This window comes from Streptomyces sp. 63XJN7_1_ISO-PGPR-S23-121 (assembly GCF_056173025.1).
Genome location: NZ_CM149653.1, coordinates 2,696,953 through 2,712,864, shown reverse-complemented (window position 1 = coordinate 2,712,864; position 15,912 = coordinate 2,696,953). Strand labels below are relative to the sequence as shown.

The 15,912-nt window shown below is 73.8% G+C and carries 15 protein-coding genes and 1 pseudogene; 3 read left to right on the top strand and 13 right to left on the bottom strand.

The features are described from left to right. Positions 1–44: 44 nt before the first annotated feature. The 11 genes and pseudogenes from hypF to AC0VYN_RS11740 form a co-directional block, all read right to left on the bottom strand. Positions 45–2,451, bottom strand: a pseudogene (gene hypF / locus AC0VYN_RS11790) (carbamoyltransferase HypF). Next, positions 2,448–3,143, bottom strand: a complete 696-nt coding sequence (hypB, locus tag AC0VYN_RS11785) for a hydrogenase nickel incorporation protein HypB (RefSeq protein WP_475535924.1) — start codon at positions 3,141–3,143, stop codon at positions 2,448–2,450. The pseudogene hypF and the gene hypB overlap by 4 nt, the downstream one beginning before the upstream one ends. A 2-nt stretch (positions 3,144–3,145) precedes the next feature. Then, entirely contained in the window at positions 3,146–3,541 is a 396-nt protein-coding gene (locus AC0VYN_RS11780) for a hydrogenase maturation nickel metallochaperone HypA/HybF (protein ID WP_475535923.1), read from the bottom strand. Positions 3,542–3,660: 119 nt separating this feature from the next. Next, entirely contained in the window at positions 3,661–3,777 is a 117-nt protein-coding gene (locus tag AC0VYN_RS11775) for a DUF6893 family small protein (RefSeq protein WP_385463546.1), read from the bottom strand. 58 nt (positions 3,778–3,835) lie between these two features. Continuing rightward, positions 3,836–4,351 (bottom strand): hydrogenase maturation protease, encoded by a 516-nt coding sequence (locus AC0VYN_RS11770; protein ID WP_475535922.1) that lies wholly within the window; start codon positions 4,349–4,351, stop codon positions 3,836–3,838. Beyond that, positions 4,348–5,784: a hypothetical protein gene (locus AC0VYN_RS11765; RefSeq protein WP_475536861.1), complete on the bottom strand. Its 1,437-nt coding sequence runs from the start codon at positions 5,782–5,784 to the stop codon at positions 4,348–4,350. Before AC0VYN_RS11765 ends, AC0VYN_RS11770 begins: the two co-directional genes overlap by 4 nt. 98 nt (positions 5,785–5,882) lie before the next feature. Further along, on the bottom strand, positions 5,883–6,521 hold the full coding sequence (locus AC0VYN_RS11760) for a DUF6084 family protein (protein WP_475535921.1): 639 nt from the start codon (positions 6,519–6,521) through the stop codon (positions 5,883–5,885). Continuing rightward, the gene (locus AC0VYN_RS11755) at positions 6,518–7,183 is read right to left on the bottom strand and encodes a DUF5947 family protein (protein ID WP_475535920.1); all 666 of its coding nucleotides are present in this window, start codon (positions 7,181–7,183) and stop codon (positions 6,518–6,520) included. The genes AC0VYN_RS11760 and AC0VYN_RS11755 overlap by 4 nt, the downstream gene beginning before the upstream one ends. After that, a complete protein-coding gene (locus tag AC0VYN_RS11750) occupies positions 7,180–7,746 on the bottom strand; it encodes a hypothetical protein (protein ID WP_386921452.1) in 567 nt (188 codons plus the stop codon). Before AC0VYN_RS11750 ends, AC0VYN_RS11755 begins: the two co-directional genes overlap by 4 nt. After that, positions 7,743–9,524, bottom strand: coding sequence for a nickel-dependent hydrogenase large subunit (locus AC0VYN_RS11745; protein ID WP_475535919.1), 1,782 nt, complete (start codon positions 9,522–9,524; stop codon positions 7,743–7,745). Before AC0VYN_RS11745 ends, AC0VYN_RS11750 begins: the two co-directional genes overlap by 4 nt. Positions 9,525–9,614: 90 nt before the next feature. Further along, positions 9,615–10,703 carry an NADH-quinone oxidoreductase subunit B family protein gene (locus AC0VYN_RS11740; protein WP_385463564.1) on the bottom strand — a complete coding sequence of 363 codons (1,089 nt, stop codon included), beginning with the start codon at positions 10,701–10,703 and terminating at the stop codon, positions 9,615–9,617. A gap of 621 nt (positions 10,704–11,324) precedes the next feature. Here AC0VYN_RS11740 and AC0VYN_RS11735 point away from each other — a divergent pair. Beyond that, entirely contained in the window at positions 11,325–11,711 is a 387-nt protein-coding gene (locus tag AC0VYN_RS11735; protein WP_475535918.1) for a hypothetical protein, read from the top strand. A gap of 149 nt (positions 11,712–11,860) precedes the next feature. Further along, positions 11,861–12,778 (top strand): quinone oxidoreductase family protein, encoded by a 918-nt coding sequence (locus tag AC0VYN_RS11730; RefSeq protein ID WP_475535917.1) that lies wholly within the window; start codon positions 11,861–11,863, stop codon positions 12,776–12,778. 33 nt (positions 12,779–12,811) lie between these two features. Here the strand turns inward: AC0VYN_RS11730 and AC0VYN_RS11725 are convergent, their stop codons facing one another. Next, positions 12,812–13,825, bottom strand: coding sequence for a bile acid:sodium symporter family protein (locus tag AC0VYN_RS11725; RefSeq protein ID WP_475536860.1), 1,014 nt, complete (start codon positions 13,823–13,825; stop codon positions 12,812–12,814). Between the two features lie 168 nt (positions 13,826–13,993). Here AC0VYN_RS11725 and AC0VYN_RS11720 point away from each other — a divergent pair, with 168 nt between their 5' ends. Continuing rightward, the gene (locus AC0VYN_RS11720; protein ID WP_475535916.1) at positions 13,994–14,875 is read left to right on the top strand and encodes a LysR substrate-binding domain-containing protein; all 882 of its coding nucleotides are present in this window, start codon (positions 13,994–13,996) and stop codon (positions 14,873–14,875) included. Here the strand turns inward: AC0VYN_RS11720 and AC0VYN_RS11715 are convergent. Beyond that, positions 14,854–15,831, bottom strand: coding sequence for an Lrp/AsnC family transcriptional regulator (locus AC0VYN_RS11715; RefSeq protein WP_475536859.1), 978 nt, complete (start codon positions 15,829–15,831; stop codon positions 14,854–14,856). The genes AC0VYN_RS11720 and AC0VYN_RS11715 overlap by 22 nt on opposite strands. Positions 15,832–15,912: the final 81 nt, after the last annotated feature.

Genomic DNA, 15,912 nt, shown 5'->3' with positions numbered 1-15,912 from the left:
TCCTCACTTGTCGCGTCGCTCGTCGAGCGGCGGGCCCGCTCCGGTCATCCGCTCCGGACTCCCGTACGGGCGGCCACGACGAGCTGACCGAGGGCCAGTCCGCCGTCGTTGGGCGGGACGTCGCGATGGCGCAGCACGGTGAAGCCGTCCGCGCGCAGTCCGCGGGCGCAGGACTCGGAGAGCAGCGTGTTGGCGAACACGCCGCCGCTCAGTGCCACCGTCCGCAGGCCGGTCGCCTCGCGGGCCGCGCCGCACACCGTCCGCACCATGCGGGTGACGGCGTGGTGGAACCGGAGCGCGATCAGGGCCGTGGCGGTCCCGTCGCGCACGTCCGAGGCGACGGCGGCCAGCAGGGGCGCGGGATCGGCGGTCAGCGGGGCGCCGCCGGACCGCTCTCCGCCGAGGCCGAAGGCGTAGCGCGGGTCGTCGTCCGCGCCGTCCCCCGCGGACACCGCCGCCGCCTCCAGCTCGATCGCGGCCTGCGCCTCGTACCCCGCGTGGTGGCAGACCCCCGCCAGCGACGAGACGGCGTCGAAGAGCCGGCCCATGCTGGTGGTGGGGACGCAGTTCAGGCCGCTCTCCAGCTGGCGTGTCAGCACCGCGAGTTCGGCGGGCGGGCAGGCGGCGGTGCACGGCAGGGCGGGGTCGTGGCCGAGACCGGCCGCGTGCAGGTGCGCCAGCGCCATGCGGTACGGCCGCCGCACCGCCGCGTCGCCCCCGGGCAGCGGCACCTCGGCCAGGTGCGCGAAGCGGTGGTATCCGTCGTAGTCCGCGAGCAGGAACTCACCGCCCCAGACCGCGCCGTCGTCCCCGTGCCCGGTGCCGTCGAAGGCGACCCCGATCACCCGGGTGCCGTCCGGCAGGCCCCGTTCGGCCATGACCGAGGCGATGTGCGCGTGGTGGTGCTGCACGCGGAGCACGGCGCGGCCCCCGGCGTGCCGCCGCGCCCAGTCGGCCGACCGGTAGGCCGGGTGGGTGTCGGTCACCAGCAGCGACGGGCGTACGCCGGTGACGGTCTCCAGTTGGCGTTCGGCCCGGCCGAAGGCCTGTTGGGTGGCGAGGTCGTCCATGTCGCCGATGTGGGCGGAGAGCCAGGCCCGGTCGCCCTGCGCGAGGGCGAAGACGTTCTTCAGGTCGCCGCCGACCGCCAGCGCCGGGGACACCGGGGCGGGCAGTGCGACGGGCAGCGGGGCGTGGCCGCGGGAGCGGCGCAGCATCAGCGGCTCGCCGTCGCAGACGCGGACCACGGAGTCGTCGCACGGCACGTGGATCGGGCGGTCGTGCGTGAGCCAGGCGTCGGCCAGCCCGGCCAGGCGCTCCACGGCTTCTTCGTCGTCCGTGACGATGGGTTCGCCGGAGCGGTTCCCGCTCGTCATGACCAGCAGCCGGGGTGCGTCCGTGCGGCCGTCCGGACCGTCCGTGCCGAGCAGCAGATGGTGGACGGGCGTGTACGGCAGCATGACGCCGAGGTCGGGGCTGCCCGGCGCGACGGCGCGGGCGGGCACGGGGAGGCCGGGGGCGGGCCGGACGCCGGCGCGCCGGCGCATCAGGACGACGGGCCGCACCCGCCCGGTGAGCAGCTCGCGCTCGAGCGGGCCGAGGTGGACGAGGTGCTCGACGTCGGGGACGTCCCGGGCCATCACCGCGAACGGCTTGTCGCCGCGGGCCTTGCGACGGCGCAGCTCGGCGACCGTCCCGGCACGCGTGGCGTCGCAGGCCAGGTGGTAGCCGCCGATGCCCTTGACGGCGAGGACGGCACCCGCGGCGAGCAGCGCGCGGGCGGCGGCCACGGGGTCGGTGCCGGCCGGGCCGGTGGCGTCGGTGCCGGCCGCCGTGACGAGACGCAGGCGCGGTCCGCACGCGGGGCAGGCGACGGGCTGGGCGTGAAAGCGCCGGTCGGCGGGGTCGTCGTACTCGCGGGCGCAGTCCGGGCACAGAGGGAAGCCCGCCATCGTGGTGTGGGCGCGGTCGTACGGCAGGCCGGTGACGATGGTGAAGCGGGGGCCGCAGTGAGTGCAGGTGATGAAGGGGTGCCGGTGGCGCCGGTCGGTGGGGTCCGCGAGTTCGGCCAGGCAGTCGTGGCAGGTCGCGGTGTCGGGTGCCACGAGCGTGCGGACCCGGTCGCCGGCCCGGGAGGGGACGATGCGGAAGCCGCTGTCGCCGGTGACCGGGAAGCTCGGACGTCTCCACCGACTCCACGACCGCGAGGGGCGGTGCGCCGGGCCCGAGGCGGGCGCGGAACAGGTCGACGGCCGTCGCCGGGCCCTCGACCTCCGCCACGACGCCGTCGCCGGTGTTGGTCACGTGTCCGGCGAGGCCGAGTTCGGTGGCGAGCCCGTACACGAACGGGCGGAAACCGACGCCCTGCACCACGCCCCGGACGACGACACGGGCGCGACGTGCGGACCCGGCGGGGCGTGGTGGCGCGCCGGCGTCCGGGGCGGTGCTCACGCGTGCGCCCTGGCCATCACCGGCGCGTGCACGGCGTGTCCCCCGGCCGCCGCGAGCGCCCGGTCGACGAGGACACCGGCGCCCTCGCCGGTGCGGACGGAGGTGAGGACGACCTCCACGCCCGGGTTGACCCGCTGCACGTGGGCGCGGAAGGCCGCCTCGTCGAACTCGGCCGGTGCGGCCAGGTCGGACTTGGTGACGATCACGAGCTGGGCCAGGCCGAACGCGGTGGGGTACTTGAGCGGCTTGTCCTCCCCCTCGGTGACGGAGGCGAGGACGACCCGGAGCGACTCGCCCAGGTCGTAGGAGGCCGGGCAGACGAGGTTGCCGACGTTCTCCACGAACAGCAGGCGGGTGTCGTCGGGCAACCAGTCGTGCAGGTGCCCGGCGAGCATGTCCGCCTCCAGATGGCACAGCCCGTCGGTCAGCACCTGCTTGACGGGCGCTCCCGAGCGGGCCAGCCGGGTGGCGTCGTTCTCGGTGGCGAGGTCCGCGGTGAGGGCCGCGACGGCGACGTCCCTCTCCCGGGCCAGCCGCAGCTCGCGCTCCAGCAGGGCCGTCTTGCCGCTGCCCGGACTGGACAGGAGGTTGATCACCGTCGTGCCGCGGGCCGTCAGTTCGGCGCGCAGGATGCCTGCCGCCATCGTGTTCTTGGCCAGTACGGCCTGCCGGAGGTCGACTGTGCGGCACATCGTCAGTTCTCCTCTGTTCGGGGTGCGGTGGCGGTGCGGTGCGCCGAGGGCTCGTCGGCCCAGCGCACTTCGGTGATGGCCAGTTCGCGGCCCGTCAGCAGTTCGGTGGCGGCCCCGCGGCAGCGGGAGCACACCATGTCGGGGGGCATTCCCGTCTCCCAGTCCCGCCCGCACGGCTCGCAGGACGCCCGGCCGGGGACCGGGCGGGTGAGGAGTTCGCAGCCCTCCAGGACCGTTCCGGCGCAGGCGAGTTCGAAGCAGAAACCGAGCGCGTCGGGGACCACGCCGGCCAGTTCGCCGATGTCGACGCGCACGTGACGGACGCCGTGCGCGCCCCGGGACCGTGCGGCCCGCTCGACCTGGTCCACGACCGACAGGGCGACGGACATCTCGTGCATCGCCACTCCGTCCGGCCCGGGGATGTGTCTCGCGGCTCATTCAAGGGGGCCCCGGAGCGCCGGGCCGCCCGGCACGCCGGGCGCATAGCCCGTTCGGTGCAGGCGCGACCGTGCCGGCGTCACATCCTGCGGATGCGCAGGTAGCGCCGGATGTCGGGCCAGAAGGCGGCGACGAAGGCCGTCAGGGCGGTGGCGGTGACGGTGGCGGCGGCACCACCGACGAGCTGCTTGTTCATGGGGGTCTCCGTTGGGGGTGGTGGGGTTCGGGGGCTCTTCGGGCTTCCTGCTTCGCCGTCAGACGACGGCCGCGTCGCGGACCAGTTCGCCGACCATGCGCACCGCGTCGGGCACCGCGGCGGCCACGGGCGGGCTGAGGCCGATGCCCTCCTCGACGGTGCCGGGTTCGCAGCCCACCACCAGGACGCGCCGCGGGGGCCGGGCGCCCGTGCCCGCGCACAGGGTGCCCAGCAGTGCCAGTACGGCGTCCGGCGACATCCGGTGCCCGTCCAGGGCGGTGCCGGCGGGTGCCGGCCCGGTGCCGGGTTCCGGCGCCTCGATCAGGTAGAGCGATCCCGGCGGTCCGCCCCGTGCCGTCGCGTCCAGCAGGATCAGCGTGTCGTAGCCGTCGAGGAGCTGGTAGGCCAGGTGGACGCCCCGGATACCGGTGTCGGTGACCTCGACGCCCGCGGGCAGGTCCTGTCCGGCCAGGAGACGGACGGCCTCGACACCGAAGCCGTCGTCGCCGAGGAAGACGTTGCCCACCCCGGCGACCAGGGTGTGCGGGCGGGACGGTGCCGGCGCGGCGGTCACGAGGCCTCCCCCGGGTCGGCGACGTCGACCTCGTCGGGCTGGAAGTAGAGGTAACGGCCCTGTTCGCGGCGGATGTCGGCGCCCGGGTCGTCCTCGACGGTGACCGCGATGTGCACGCCCCCGTCCACATCGTGCAGGACCGCCTCGACCAGGGCGCGGCGGCCGTCGAGGAACAGGTCCTGGGCGTCGGTGTGCCGCAGCCGGGGCCGCAGGACCACGCGGCTGCCCGCCCGCACCGGCCGGCCGCCGACCAGGACGTGGTCGTGGGCGGGGTCCACGGAGGCGTCCGCACCCGGGTCCCACCACGGGGTGTCCGGCCGCGGGGCGCCGTCCGCTCCCCCCGCGCCGGCCCACGGGGCGGCCGGGCCGAGGTCCGGCATGCCGGCCGCCGGTGCCGGCGTACGGGGCGTCCCGGACGTGGTGACCTCGCGCAGGCCGCGTACCGCGCCGTGCAGGCGTTCCAGCACCTCCGCGGGCAGGGAGTCGGCGAGGTCGATCACCGCGGCGGCCCGGTCGTCCGTGCCCCGGGCCTCGCGCTTCTCCTCGTCGGTGAGGGCGGCCGTGCGCAGCGCGAGGATCTCGTCGATCTCCGTGGCGTCGTACAGGGCACCGGGGCTCTCGGGGGCGATGGACGGATGGTCCTCCAGGATGATCGGCGAGGAGAGCACCAGGTCCTCGGTGCCCGGTTCGCCGGCCGGCACGGGCCAGGTGTGCAGGTTGCGGCAGCGGGCCACCTCGCCGCCGGCCCACTCCGGCGGGTCCGTCAGCGACAGGAACCGCCCGGCGTCCAGGCACAGCAGCGTGTGCGCGGCGACCAGGGAGCGGGACAGGGCGGCGTCACGGCCGGCGTCCTCGGCGGGCGTCCAGTCGCTGGTGTTCTCCACGACCACGCTCAGCCGTCGCGTGGTGTACGGGCCGTCCAGGTCGCCCGCGGCGATCCGCAGCACGCCGCTGATCTCCTCCCGGCGGCGCACCAGCCGGCCCACGACCCGTCCGGCCTCGTCCGTGACCGGCTCGGTGGTCTCGGCGGCCGGCCGGGTGAAGGGCACGACGACGCCCGTGCCGGCCAGCTCGTCGACGGCGACGGTGAGCCGCACCTGCTCCTCGTGGCCCTCGTCCCACGGGACCAGCACCCGGTCGTCCAGGCGCAGTTCGGGCACCGTCTCGAAGCCGCCGTCCGGCAGCGCCCGCTGGACGGTGCGCCGACCGGCGTGCAGGAAGCGCGTCTCGACGGCGAGGGCCGCCCCCCGCCGGGGTTCCATCAGCAGCTCGGTGCGCTGGAAGTCGTGCTCCTCGGCGACCGCGGTCCAGGACGGGGGCACGAGGACTCCGAACTGCCAGCGCAGCCGGTTCTTGGTGGCCGAGGCCCGGTACGGGTAGAGCACGTACCCCTCGAACAGCACGGTGTCGGCCACGTGGCGGGCGACGGCCATGCGGGCCTCGGTCGCCGGGGCGAAGTCCGGCGTCGTCGTCCTAGCCCGGGTCGCGGGGGTCGTCGGTGTCGCGGGGGTCGTCGGTGTCGTCGGTGTCGTCACGGTGTTCTCTCCCCGGCCGCCCGCAGCAGGTCCTCGACGGTCGCCTGCCACGAGGGCAGCGCCTTCCGGGACCGGTGGGCGAGCAGCGCGTCCAGGGTGTCGTTCGGCAGCCGCACCCAGCCCGAGCCCGGGAAGTGCTGCTCGACCATCTCCCGCCAGGTCTTCACCGGCATCCGGCACGTGGCCTCCCGGTCCCAGGGGACCGGCTCCACGTGGAAGCCGCCGGCACCGGTGAAGGCGGTGCCGGAGAACAGCATGAGCAGCGGCACCTCGCCCTCCTCCAGGGCGTGGAAGTACCGGGCGGAGGCGATGTCCATGTCGTAGGTGCAGGGCACCACCACGTCGGTCTCGGTCTCGCCGGTGAAGCCCTGGACCATCACCGGGACCTGGGCGAACTGCACGGGCTTGAGGCTGCTGCCCCAGCGGGACCGCTCCCCGAACAGGTCGGTCAGCGCCCGGGCCTCACCGTCGGCGTAGCCCCGGCGCGCGGGTTCGATGCGGATCTGGCAGCGCAGCGCCAGCGCGTGCACGCGGGTGCCCGGGGAGGCGGTGACACGCAGCCGGAAGACGAGGGTGGGTCCGGCCGCGTACGGGTCGGCGCGCACCCCGGTGCAGGTGAAGGCGAAGTCGGTCACGATCGGCTCCCCCGGGGCTCGCGGGCCCGGTCCCGGACCTCGGCGAAGAAGGCGTCCAGGTCGGCGCGCGCCTCCGCGCCCCCGTCGAAGCCCTGCCAGCGCAGTCGCATGCGGCCCACCAGTTCGTAGCAGACGTCGATCGGTACGAGGTGGCACTCGACGCGGCCCTGGTGGCGGCGCAGCAGCAGTGCCTCGACGTCGGGTTCGAGGAGCCCGGCCAGCGAGGAGGCCGCCAGGACCGACCGCCACGTCTCGGGCTCCAGTTCGCTCTCGGTCGCGCCGGCCGGGCTCGGGTAGAGGGCGACCGGCCGGTCGAGCGCGGAGTTGTGGAAGAAGAACGCGACGCCGACGGGGATGCGCAGGCGTTCCCAGGCCTGCTCGTCGATGCGGTGCGCGGGGTCGCTCAGGTAGCGTCCGGGAACGGTGCGGAAGCGGCCCGCCGCTGCGCCCGGGCGGTCCAGCAACTGAGCGCAGGGTCCGCAGGAGCAGGCCAGCGCCCGCTTCTCGGTGTCGACGAGGTGCCGGTGCCGGTCGCCGGCCAACGGTGCCGAGCACAGTTCGCAGCGCTCCTCGCGGGGCCCCCGGGGCGTGGTGAAGCGGGCCAGTCCCCGGGGTGCGGGGCGCTGTCCGGCCCGTTCCGGCCCGGGCGGCCGCGTGCTCACGGGGCCGTGGCGGCCGACGGGCCGCCGCTCGTGCCGGCCGGGTGCGCGGGGCCCGGCCCGATCTGGAGCAGGACCGGTTCCCGTACCGCCTCCTCCAGCACCACGGCCGTGACCTCCGGGGCGAGGCAGGCGAGCGCGTCGCGTGCCGCTTCCTCGACGGCCTCCCGGCTGTCGCCGCACCCGCAGCCCGCGGAGCCGGTCCGGCGCAGTCGCAGCTCGCCCGTCGCCGGGTCGAAGCCGGTGCTCTCCAGGGGCTGCGGCAGGTCCCCGAGGGCCCGGGCGATGCGGGTGGGGGTGTCGTCGGGGTGCAGCCCGTGCAGTACCAGCAGGCCGGCCACGAGTTCGTCGCCGAGGAGGGCGTCCAGGGCGTCCCCCGCCGGCGCACGGCGGTCGCGGCCGAACAGGTCCACGGCGCGGGCCAGCCCGGCGCCGTAGAACTCCATGAGGACGCGCACCAGTTCGTCGGCGGCCTCGCACGCCGCACGGTCGCCGGAGGCGGCGAGCCGGTCCAGGATCTCCTCGACCCGGCGTCCCGCCGTCTCCGCGTCGGTCCCGCGGCTCATCCGGCCAGGCCGCTCAGTCCGGTGGGCACGTGCATGGACTTCACCGTCCTGCCGTCGCCGACGTACATGTGGACGCCGCAGGGCAGGCAGGGGTCGAAGCTGCGTACGGCGCGCATGATGTCGATGCCCTTGAAGTTCTCCGGCGTGTTCTCCTCGAAGATCGGGGTGTTCTGCACGGCGTCCTCGTACGGGCCGGGGGTGCCGTAGGTGTCGCGGGTGGACGCGTTCCACGGGGTCGGCGGGTACGGGTGGTAGTTGGCGATCTTCCCGTCCCGGATGACCATGTGGTGGGAGAGCACGCCGCGCACCGCCTCGGTGAAGCCGACGCCGATGGACTCGTCGGGCACCTCGAACTTCTCCCAGGTCTGGGTGCGTCCGGCGCGTACCTCGGCGAGGCCCATCTCGGCGCAGTGCAGGGCGACGGCGGCCGAGTAGGCCTGGAAGTAGGTCCGGGCGCGGTTGCGCTCCAGCGCGTTGCTCCACTTCGGGATCTTCCACTCGAAGGTGGTCTCCGGCTTGGTGAGCGTGCGCGGGAGGTTGATGACGACGCTGTGGCCGGTGGCCTTGACGTAGCCGATGTCGACGAGCCCGGACAGGGCAGTGGACCACAGCCGGGCGATGGGACCGCCGCCGGTGTCGAGCGGGAGGTGTTCCTTGCCGTCGAACCAGCGCGGTGACATGACCCAGCTGTACTTGTCGTCGAAGTTCCGCTTCTGCGGTGCCGGGATGGTGTGCTGGTTCCACGGGTGGCGCGGGTCGACCGGGTTGCCGAGCGGGTCGTGCGTGACGAACTGCTCCTGGCCCTCCCAGTCCTCGTAGTACGAGCTGCCGAGCAGGATGCGGATGCCGAGGTTGATCTCGGTGAGGTCGTTGGTGACGAGCTTGCCGTCCACGATCACGCCCGGGGTGACGAACATGCGCCGTCCCCAGTCCGACATGTTGGCGTAGGTGAAGTCGCAGTACTCGGGGTCGTTGAGCGCGCCCCAGCAGCCGAGCAGCACCCGTCGGCGGCCGACCTCCTCGTAGCCGGGCAGGGCCTCGTAGAAGAAGTCGAAGAGGTCGTCGTGGAGCGGCACGACCCGTTTCATGAACTCGACGTAGCGCATGAGCCGGGACATGTAGTCGGTGAAGAGCTGGACCGAGCCGATGGTGCCGACGCCGCCCGGGTAGAGCGTGGAGGGGTGCACGTGGCGGCCCTCCATCAGGCAGAACATCTCGCGGGTGTAGCGGCTGACCTGGAGCGCCTCGCGGTAGAACTCGCCCTCCAGCGGGTTGAGCGAGCGCATGATGTCGGCGATGGTGCGGTAGCCGTGCTCCGCGGCGTGCGGCGCCTCGGTGCGTTCGGCGAGTTCCAGCACGCCGGGGTTGGTCTCGCGGACCATCTTCTCGCAGTAGTCGACCCCGACCAGGTTCTCCTGGAAGATGTTGTGGTCGAACATGTACTCGGCGGCCTCGCCGAGGTTGATGATCCATTCGCCCAGGTGGGGCGGCTTCACGCCGTACGCCATGTTCTGCGCGTACACCGAGCAGGTGGCGTGGTTGTCGCCGCAGATGCCGCAGATGCGGCTGGTGATGAAATGCGCGTCACGTGGGTCCTTGCCGCGCATGAAGACGCTGTAGCCGCGGAAGACCGACGAGGTGCTGTAGCACTCGGCGACCTTCTTCTGCTTGAAGTCGATCTTCGTGTGGATGCCGAGGCTGCCCACGATCCGGGTGATCGGGTCCCACGCCATCTCCACCAGGCCGGTGCCGTCACCGGTCGTCGTCGAGGTCGCCATCGTGTCTGTGCTGCCCTTCGGTCGGGTCGGGTCGGTGAGCTGGTCGTCGGCCGGCGCCTCGGCGGGCCGGTGGAGCGGGCGCGGCGGCGGTCACCAGGGGGGCCGGTAGCCGGTGGTGATCTCCCGGCCGGTGTGCCGCCACTTGGGCTCCTTGTCCACTGTTCTGGCCGTGATGGTCCGCAGCCTGCGGATGACCGCGCCGTAGGCACCGCTGGCGGTGCTGGAGAACTTGCCGCCGGGCGGCTCGTCCATGAACGGCATGAACTTGTCGGGGAATCCGGGCATGGTGCAGGCGATGCAGATGCCGCCCACGTTCGGGCAGCCTCCGATGCCGTTCATCCAGCCGCGCTTGGTCACGTTGCACTTCACGACCGGTCCCCAGCAGCCCAGTTTCACCGAGCACTTGGGCGAGTCGTACGAGGTGGCGAACTGGCCCTGCTCGTAGTAGCCGGCCCGGTCGCATCCCTCGTGCACGGTCGCGCCGAACAGCCAGCTCGGGCGGAGCTTGTCGTCCAGCGGGATCATCGGCGCCGACCCGGCGGCCTGGTAGAGCAGGTAGGTCAGGGTCTCGGCGAAGTTGTCGGGCTGGATGGGGCAGCCCGGTACGCAGACGATCGGGATGCCCGCCTGCGACTTCCAGTCCCAGCCCAGGTAGTCGGGCACTCCCATCGCGCCGGTGGGGTTCCCGGCCATGGCGTGGATGCCGCCGTACGTGGCACAGGTGCCGATCGCCACGACCGCCAGCGCCTTGGGGGCGAGCCGGTCGATCCACTCACTGGTGGTGATGGGCTGGCCGGTCTCCGGGTTGTCGCCGAAGCCGCACCAGTACCCCTCCTGCTTGATCGCCTCGTTCGGGATGGATCCCTCGACCACCAGGACGAAGGGGTCGATCTCGCCGCGCTCGCCCTTGAAGAACCACTCGATGAAGGTGTCCGCCCCGCCGACCGGCCCGCACTCGAAGTCGATGAGCGGCCAGTGGACGGCGATCTTCGGCAGGCCCGGCAGCACCCCGAGGGCGATCTCCTCGATGCTGGGCTGCATCGCGGCCGTCAGGGCGACCGAGTCGCCGTCGCAACTCAGCCCGGCGTTGATCCAGAGGATGTGGATCGGCTTCTCGTCCGTGCCGGGAGCGCCGGAGGCCTCCGGCTCGGCGCTCGTGGCCGGGATTGCTGCGTTCATCACTGCCTCCAGGGGAGGAATACGACAGACCGGACCGACAGGCCCGTGATGCTGCCCAGAATCGGCCACCGCGGCGGCCACCGCACTCGAAGCGGCCGTTCGGACGGACGCGGTCCCCTCGCGATCGAAGGCCCGGCACGCCGCGCGATACGGCGCCACCCCGGCGCGAGGGGGACCGCGTCCAGGCGCCCGACGGCCCGCTCGCGGATCGCGCGGATCGCCGCCGGGGAGACCGCCCCGCGCTCGGCCGGTCGGGTGACCCCGGCGGTGAACCGCGCGCGGTAGCGCACGCTCGGGCGGTCGAGCCGACGGGCGTCGGCGATGAGCGGAATGCGCATGGCGACCCTTCGGACGGTGCCGCCGGCGGCGGCGCGAGGTGACCGGCTGCCTGCGATGGTCGGGCATCCCGCACCGAGAGCGTCGACACGAATCCCGCACGTCACCCTCAGGGGTGAGACCCGTCGCCACATGGCCGCCGCGGCGGCGGGGCGGGACACCGGCCGCCGGGCACCTCCGGGCCCACCCGGATCGAAATGTCGCGAAAGCCGATGAGTGGGACAATTGAGAAGTCCTGGGCACGGGAAGGTGCCTTTCCACGCGAGCGGACAGGCAGGTCGGCACATGCCGGAGGAGCGCAAGTCACCGAAATCACCGCGCGGCCGCGAGACCGGCCGGCACGAGGAGTCCGGGCACCACGGCTGGTCCCCGGACGTCGACGAGACGCGGCAGCAGGACAATCCCAGCGCCCGCCGGTCCTTCCACGCCGAGGAGCACGCCCCCTCGCCGGGACCGGGCCGGAAGCGGTCGGCGCAGGAGCGCACCCCGACCCCCGGTGACGTCGCGAAGAGCGGCACCCGACGGGGCGAGGAGCGCGCGGCCGAGCCGGAGAAGGGCATGCGGGACACCGGCAGCACGGGCCGGTCCGGCCGGCCCAGCGGCACGAGGGACGATTCCGCCTTCACCGGCGTCGACCCGGACGACGACGGCGGCGGGCGCCGGTCCGGCTGACCGGGGAGGTACGCGGCCACCCACACCCCTCGGCCGTCGCCACCCGCACCCTTCGGCCGTCGCGGCCGAACCGCCACGGCCGAAACCGTTGGACTTCCCCATGACCTTCCCATACCGTTGGGTCCACCAACGACATGGGAAGGTCCCGCATGCGCCGCGTCCGTTACTCGCGCCCCGCCGGCCCGCTGTTCCTCGAGCACGTCCCCGTCCCCGAGCCGGGCCCAGGTGAGCTGCTGGTGCGCTGCGCGGCGGTCGGCGTCACCCTGCCGGTGGTGCGCAAGGTCACCGAGGCGGCCGAGCCGATACCGCTCGGCGGCGAGGTCGCCGGGGAGGTGGTGGCCACCGGCGACGGTGTGACCGGCTTCCGGGCGGGCGACCGGGTGACCGGTCTCTGCTTCGGGCACGGCTATGCCGACTTCGCCGTCCTGCGCCAGGAGATGACCTCACCCGTCCCCGACGGGGCCGGTGCCGTCGACGCGGTCGCCCTGGTCCGCAGCGGCCTGGTGGCGCTCGGCGCCCTGTCGGCCGCGCAGCCCCGGCCGGGCGAGTCGGTGCTCGTGACGGCCGCCGCCGGCGGGGTCGGCCAGCTCGCCGTGCGGCTCGCGCGGACCCGCGGCGCGGCCCGCGTCGTGGGTGCCGTCTCCGACCCGGCCAAGGCGGACTTCGTGCGCTCCCGCGGCGCCGACGAGATCGTCGTCTACGGCGACGACGACTGGGGCGAGCCGGTCGACCACGTCCTCGACGGGGTGGGCGGCGACCTGCTCACCCCGGCCGTCGCCGCCCTCGCCCCGGGCGGCCGGCTGGTGGCGTACAGCTCGGGCGGCGGGACCGTCCGGGCGTACGACCTGCTGGTGGCCGCCCGGACGGTGACGGGGTTCCAGATGGCGCGCGTCGCCCGCGAGCAGCCGGAGCTGTACGAACAGTGGCGCCGGGAACTGTGGCGTCTGTTCGCCGAGGGAACACTCCGGCCCGCCGTGCACGGACGGTTCGGGCTGGAGGACGCGGCGAAGGCGCACGAGGCCGTCACGTCGCGCCGCAACCTCGGGAAGGTCGTCCTCGTCCCCTGAGGAGTCCGCCGGCGCGTTGCCCCGGGACGCGGCTCAGCGGGAACGTCCGCCCGTGCCGACGGCCGTCCGCGACGCCTCGGCCGGCTCGTCCGCGGCGGACGCCTCGGGGTCGTGCGCCCGCCGCTTGGCGATGACCGCGCACACCATCAGCTGCATCTGGTGGAAGAGCATCAGCGGCAGCACGGCGAGCGAGGCGTGCGCGCCGAACAGGACGCTCGCCATGGGCAGGCCGGAGGCGAGGGACTTCTTGGAGCCGGCGAACTGGATCGCGATCCGGTCGGCCCGGCCGAAGCCCAGCCCCCTCGCCCCGTACCAGGTCAGCAGCAGCATCACGGCGAGCAGCGCCGCCTCCACGACCAGCAGGCCGGCCAGCCGGGCCGGGCTCACCTGGTGCCAGACGCCCTGCACCATGCCCTCGCTGAACGCGGTGTACACGACGAGGAGGATCGAGCCGCGGTCCACCAGCCCGAGCACCTTCTTGTGCCGGGCGACGAACCCCCCGATCCAGCGGCGCAGCACCTGACCGGCGACGAACGGCACCAGCAACTGCAGCACGATCCTGATCAGCGAGTCGGCGGAGAACCCTCCCCCGCTGTTCTTGCCCAGCAGGGCCGCGGCCAGCAGCGGGGTGAGCACGATGCCCGCCAGCGAGGAGAAGGAGCCCGCGCAGATCGCGGCGGGCACGTTGCCGCGGGCGATGGAGGTGAAGGCGATCGACGACTGGATCGTGGACGGGACCAGGGTGAGGAAGAGCAGCCCCTGGTAGAGGGGGTCGCTCAGGAGGGCCGGGACGAGTCCGCGGGCCGCGAGGCCCAGCAGCGGGAAGACGACGAAGGTGCAGGCCAGCACGGTGACGTGGAGCCGCCAGTGGCGAAGCCCGTCCATCGCCTCACGGGTGGACAGCCGAGCCCCGTACAGGAAGAAGAGGAACGCGATCGCGGCCGTGGCAGCTCCGGAGGCGACATCGGCACCCGTCCCGCGGGCCGGCAGCAGCGCCGCGAGGCCCACCGTCCCGAGCAGCAGCAGGATGTAGGGGTCGACCGGCATCCGGCGCGGCCGTCGCAGGCGTTTCACAGTGCTCCACTTGCTCGTTCTCTTCGTGCTCCGGGAGCCACCGGCCCCTGTTCCATCCTGCTCCCCCGCGCGGCGATCGGGAATCCGGTACACCGCTCTCACTGTCATCACATGAAGCGATCACCGGGTACGGTGGGGGGCGTGTACGACCCCTCCCAGCTGCGGACCTTCCTGACCGTGGCCCAGACGCTGAGCTTCACGCAGGCGGCGCGGCGGCTCGGGCTGCGCCAGTCGACCGTGAGCCAGCACGTGCGGCGGCTGGAGGACGCCACCGGGCGGCAGCTGTTCACGCGTGACACGCACTCCGTGGAGCTGACCGAGGACGGCGAGGCGATGCTCGGCTTCGCGCGCCGCATCCTGGAGGTGCACGAGCAGGCGTCGGCCTTCTTCACCGGCACCCGGCTGCGCGGCCGGCTGCGCTTCGGGGCGTCCGAGGACTTCGTGCTGACCCGGCTGCCGGAGATCCTCGAGCGCTTCCGGCAGGAGCACCCGGAGGTCGACCTGGAGCTGACCGTGGAACTGTCCGGCACGCTCCACGAACAGCTGGCCGCCGGGAAGCTCGACCTGGTGCTGGCCAAGCGGCGCCCCGAGGACCCGCGCGGCGAGCCGGTCCGGCGCGACCGGCTGGTGTGGATCGGCGCGGAGCGGCTGCGCCTCGATCCCGACCGTCCGGTGCCGCTCATCGTCTATCCGCCGCCCGGCATCACCCGCGCGCTCGCGCTGGACGCGCTGCAGCGGCAGGGCCGCGAGTGGCACGTCGCCTGCACCAGCGGCAGCCTCAACGGGCTGATCGCGGCCGCCCGCGCGGGCCTCGGCGTGATGGCGCACTCGCGGGGCCTCGTCCCGCCCGGCCTGGTACGGGTGCCGGACCGGGCCGGGCTGCCGGAGCTGGGCCACGTCGACTTCGTGCTGGTGCACGGAAGGCGCCGGCCCTCCGCGCAGGGCGCCGCGGACGCCCTCGCGGCGGCGATCCTGGCGGGCGGCGACCGGCTGCACCGGACTCAGCGGGCGGGCCTCGCGTAGGTGAGCTGCTTGACCCGGCGCAGGAACGGCGCCGCCTCCACGTGGTGGACGCCCTCCAGCCGGCCGAGCGGGCCGCTCAGGTAGGCGTACAGGTCGGCGGTGCTGCGGACGACGGCGGTGGTGATGATGTTGGACGGGCCGGCCGTCGCGGCGGCGTGGGCGATCTCGTCGTGCGCGGCGAGCGCCTCGCCGACCCGGTGGAGCGCGGCCGGGCTGGTGGTGATCCACAGGAAGGCGGCCAACGGGTAGCCGAGGATCTCGGAGTGGTACTCCACGTCGATGTAGACGGCCCCGGATCCGAGCAGCGCGGCGAGGCGGCGCTTGACGGCGGACTCGGAACGGCCGGTGGCGCGCCGCAGCTCCGGGTAGCCGGCGCGGCCGTCGCGCTCCAGGACCGCCAGCAGCGGTTCGTCCTCGGGGTCGATGCGGGCGGGCCCCGTGGCGTGCGGCGCCGGATCGGGCCGCAGGGCGGCGACCTCCTCGTCGCCGAGCACCCGGAACTTGCGCAGCCAGCCGTTCGGACCGCCGTAGAAGCGGTGCAGCACCTGGTGGGCGCGGACCTCCAGGACGCGCGGGGTGCGGGGCAGCTTGCCGAGCAACAGGTCATCGCGGTCGCCGGTGCTGCGCGGCCGGGTGCCGAGGACGATCTCCGTGCCGCCCGCCGCGATCCCGATCCAGCTGGTGTCGGGGCGTTTGGCGAGCGCGTCCGCGACGGCCACGGCACTGTCGGGCACACAGCGCAGCCGCATCGTCCAGTGGTCCTGGCCGAGACGGTCGGCGTCACGGACGGCGACCACGCGCAGGCCGCCCTCGGCGCACAGCCTGCGGTAGCGGCGGGCGACGGTCTGGTCCGAGACGCCGAGCACGGAGCCGATCCGGCTGAAGGAGGCGCGGCCGTTGACCTCCAGCGCGTCGAGCAGCCGCAGGTCGAGGTCGTCGAAGACGTCGGATTCCATCCTCACGGTGCGTACTCCCATCGGATTCCGTCGCGAACGGGCCGTACACCGGCGTGTCCGGCCGGGCAGCGCTCATCGTAC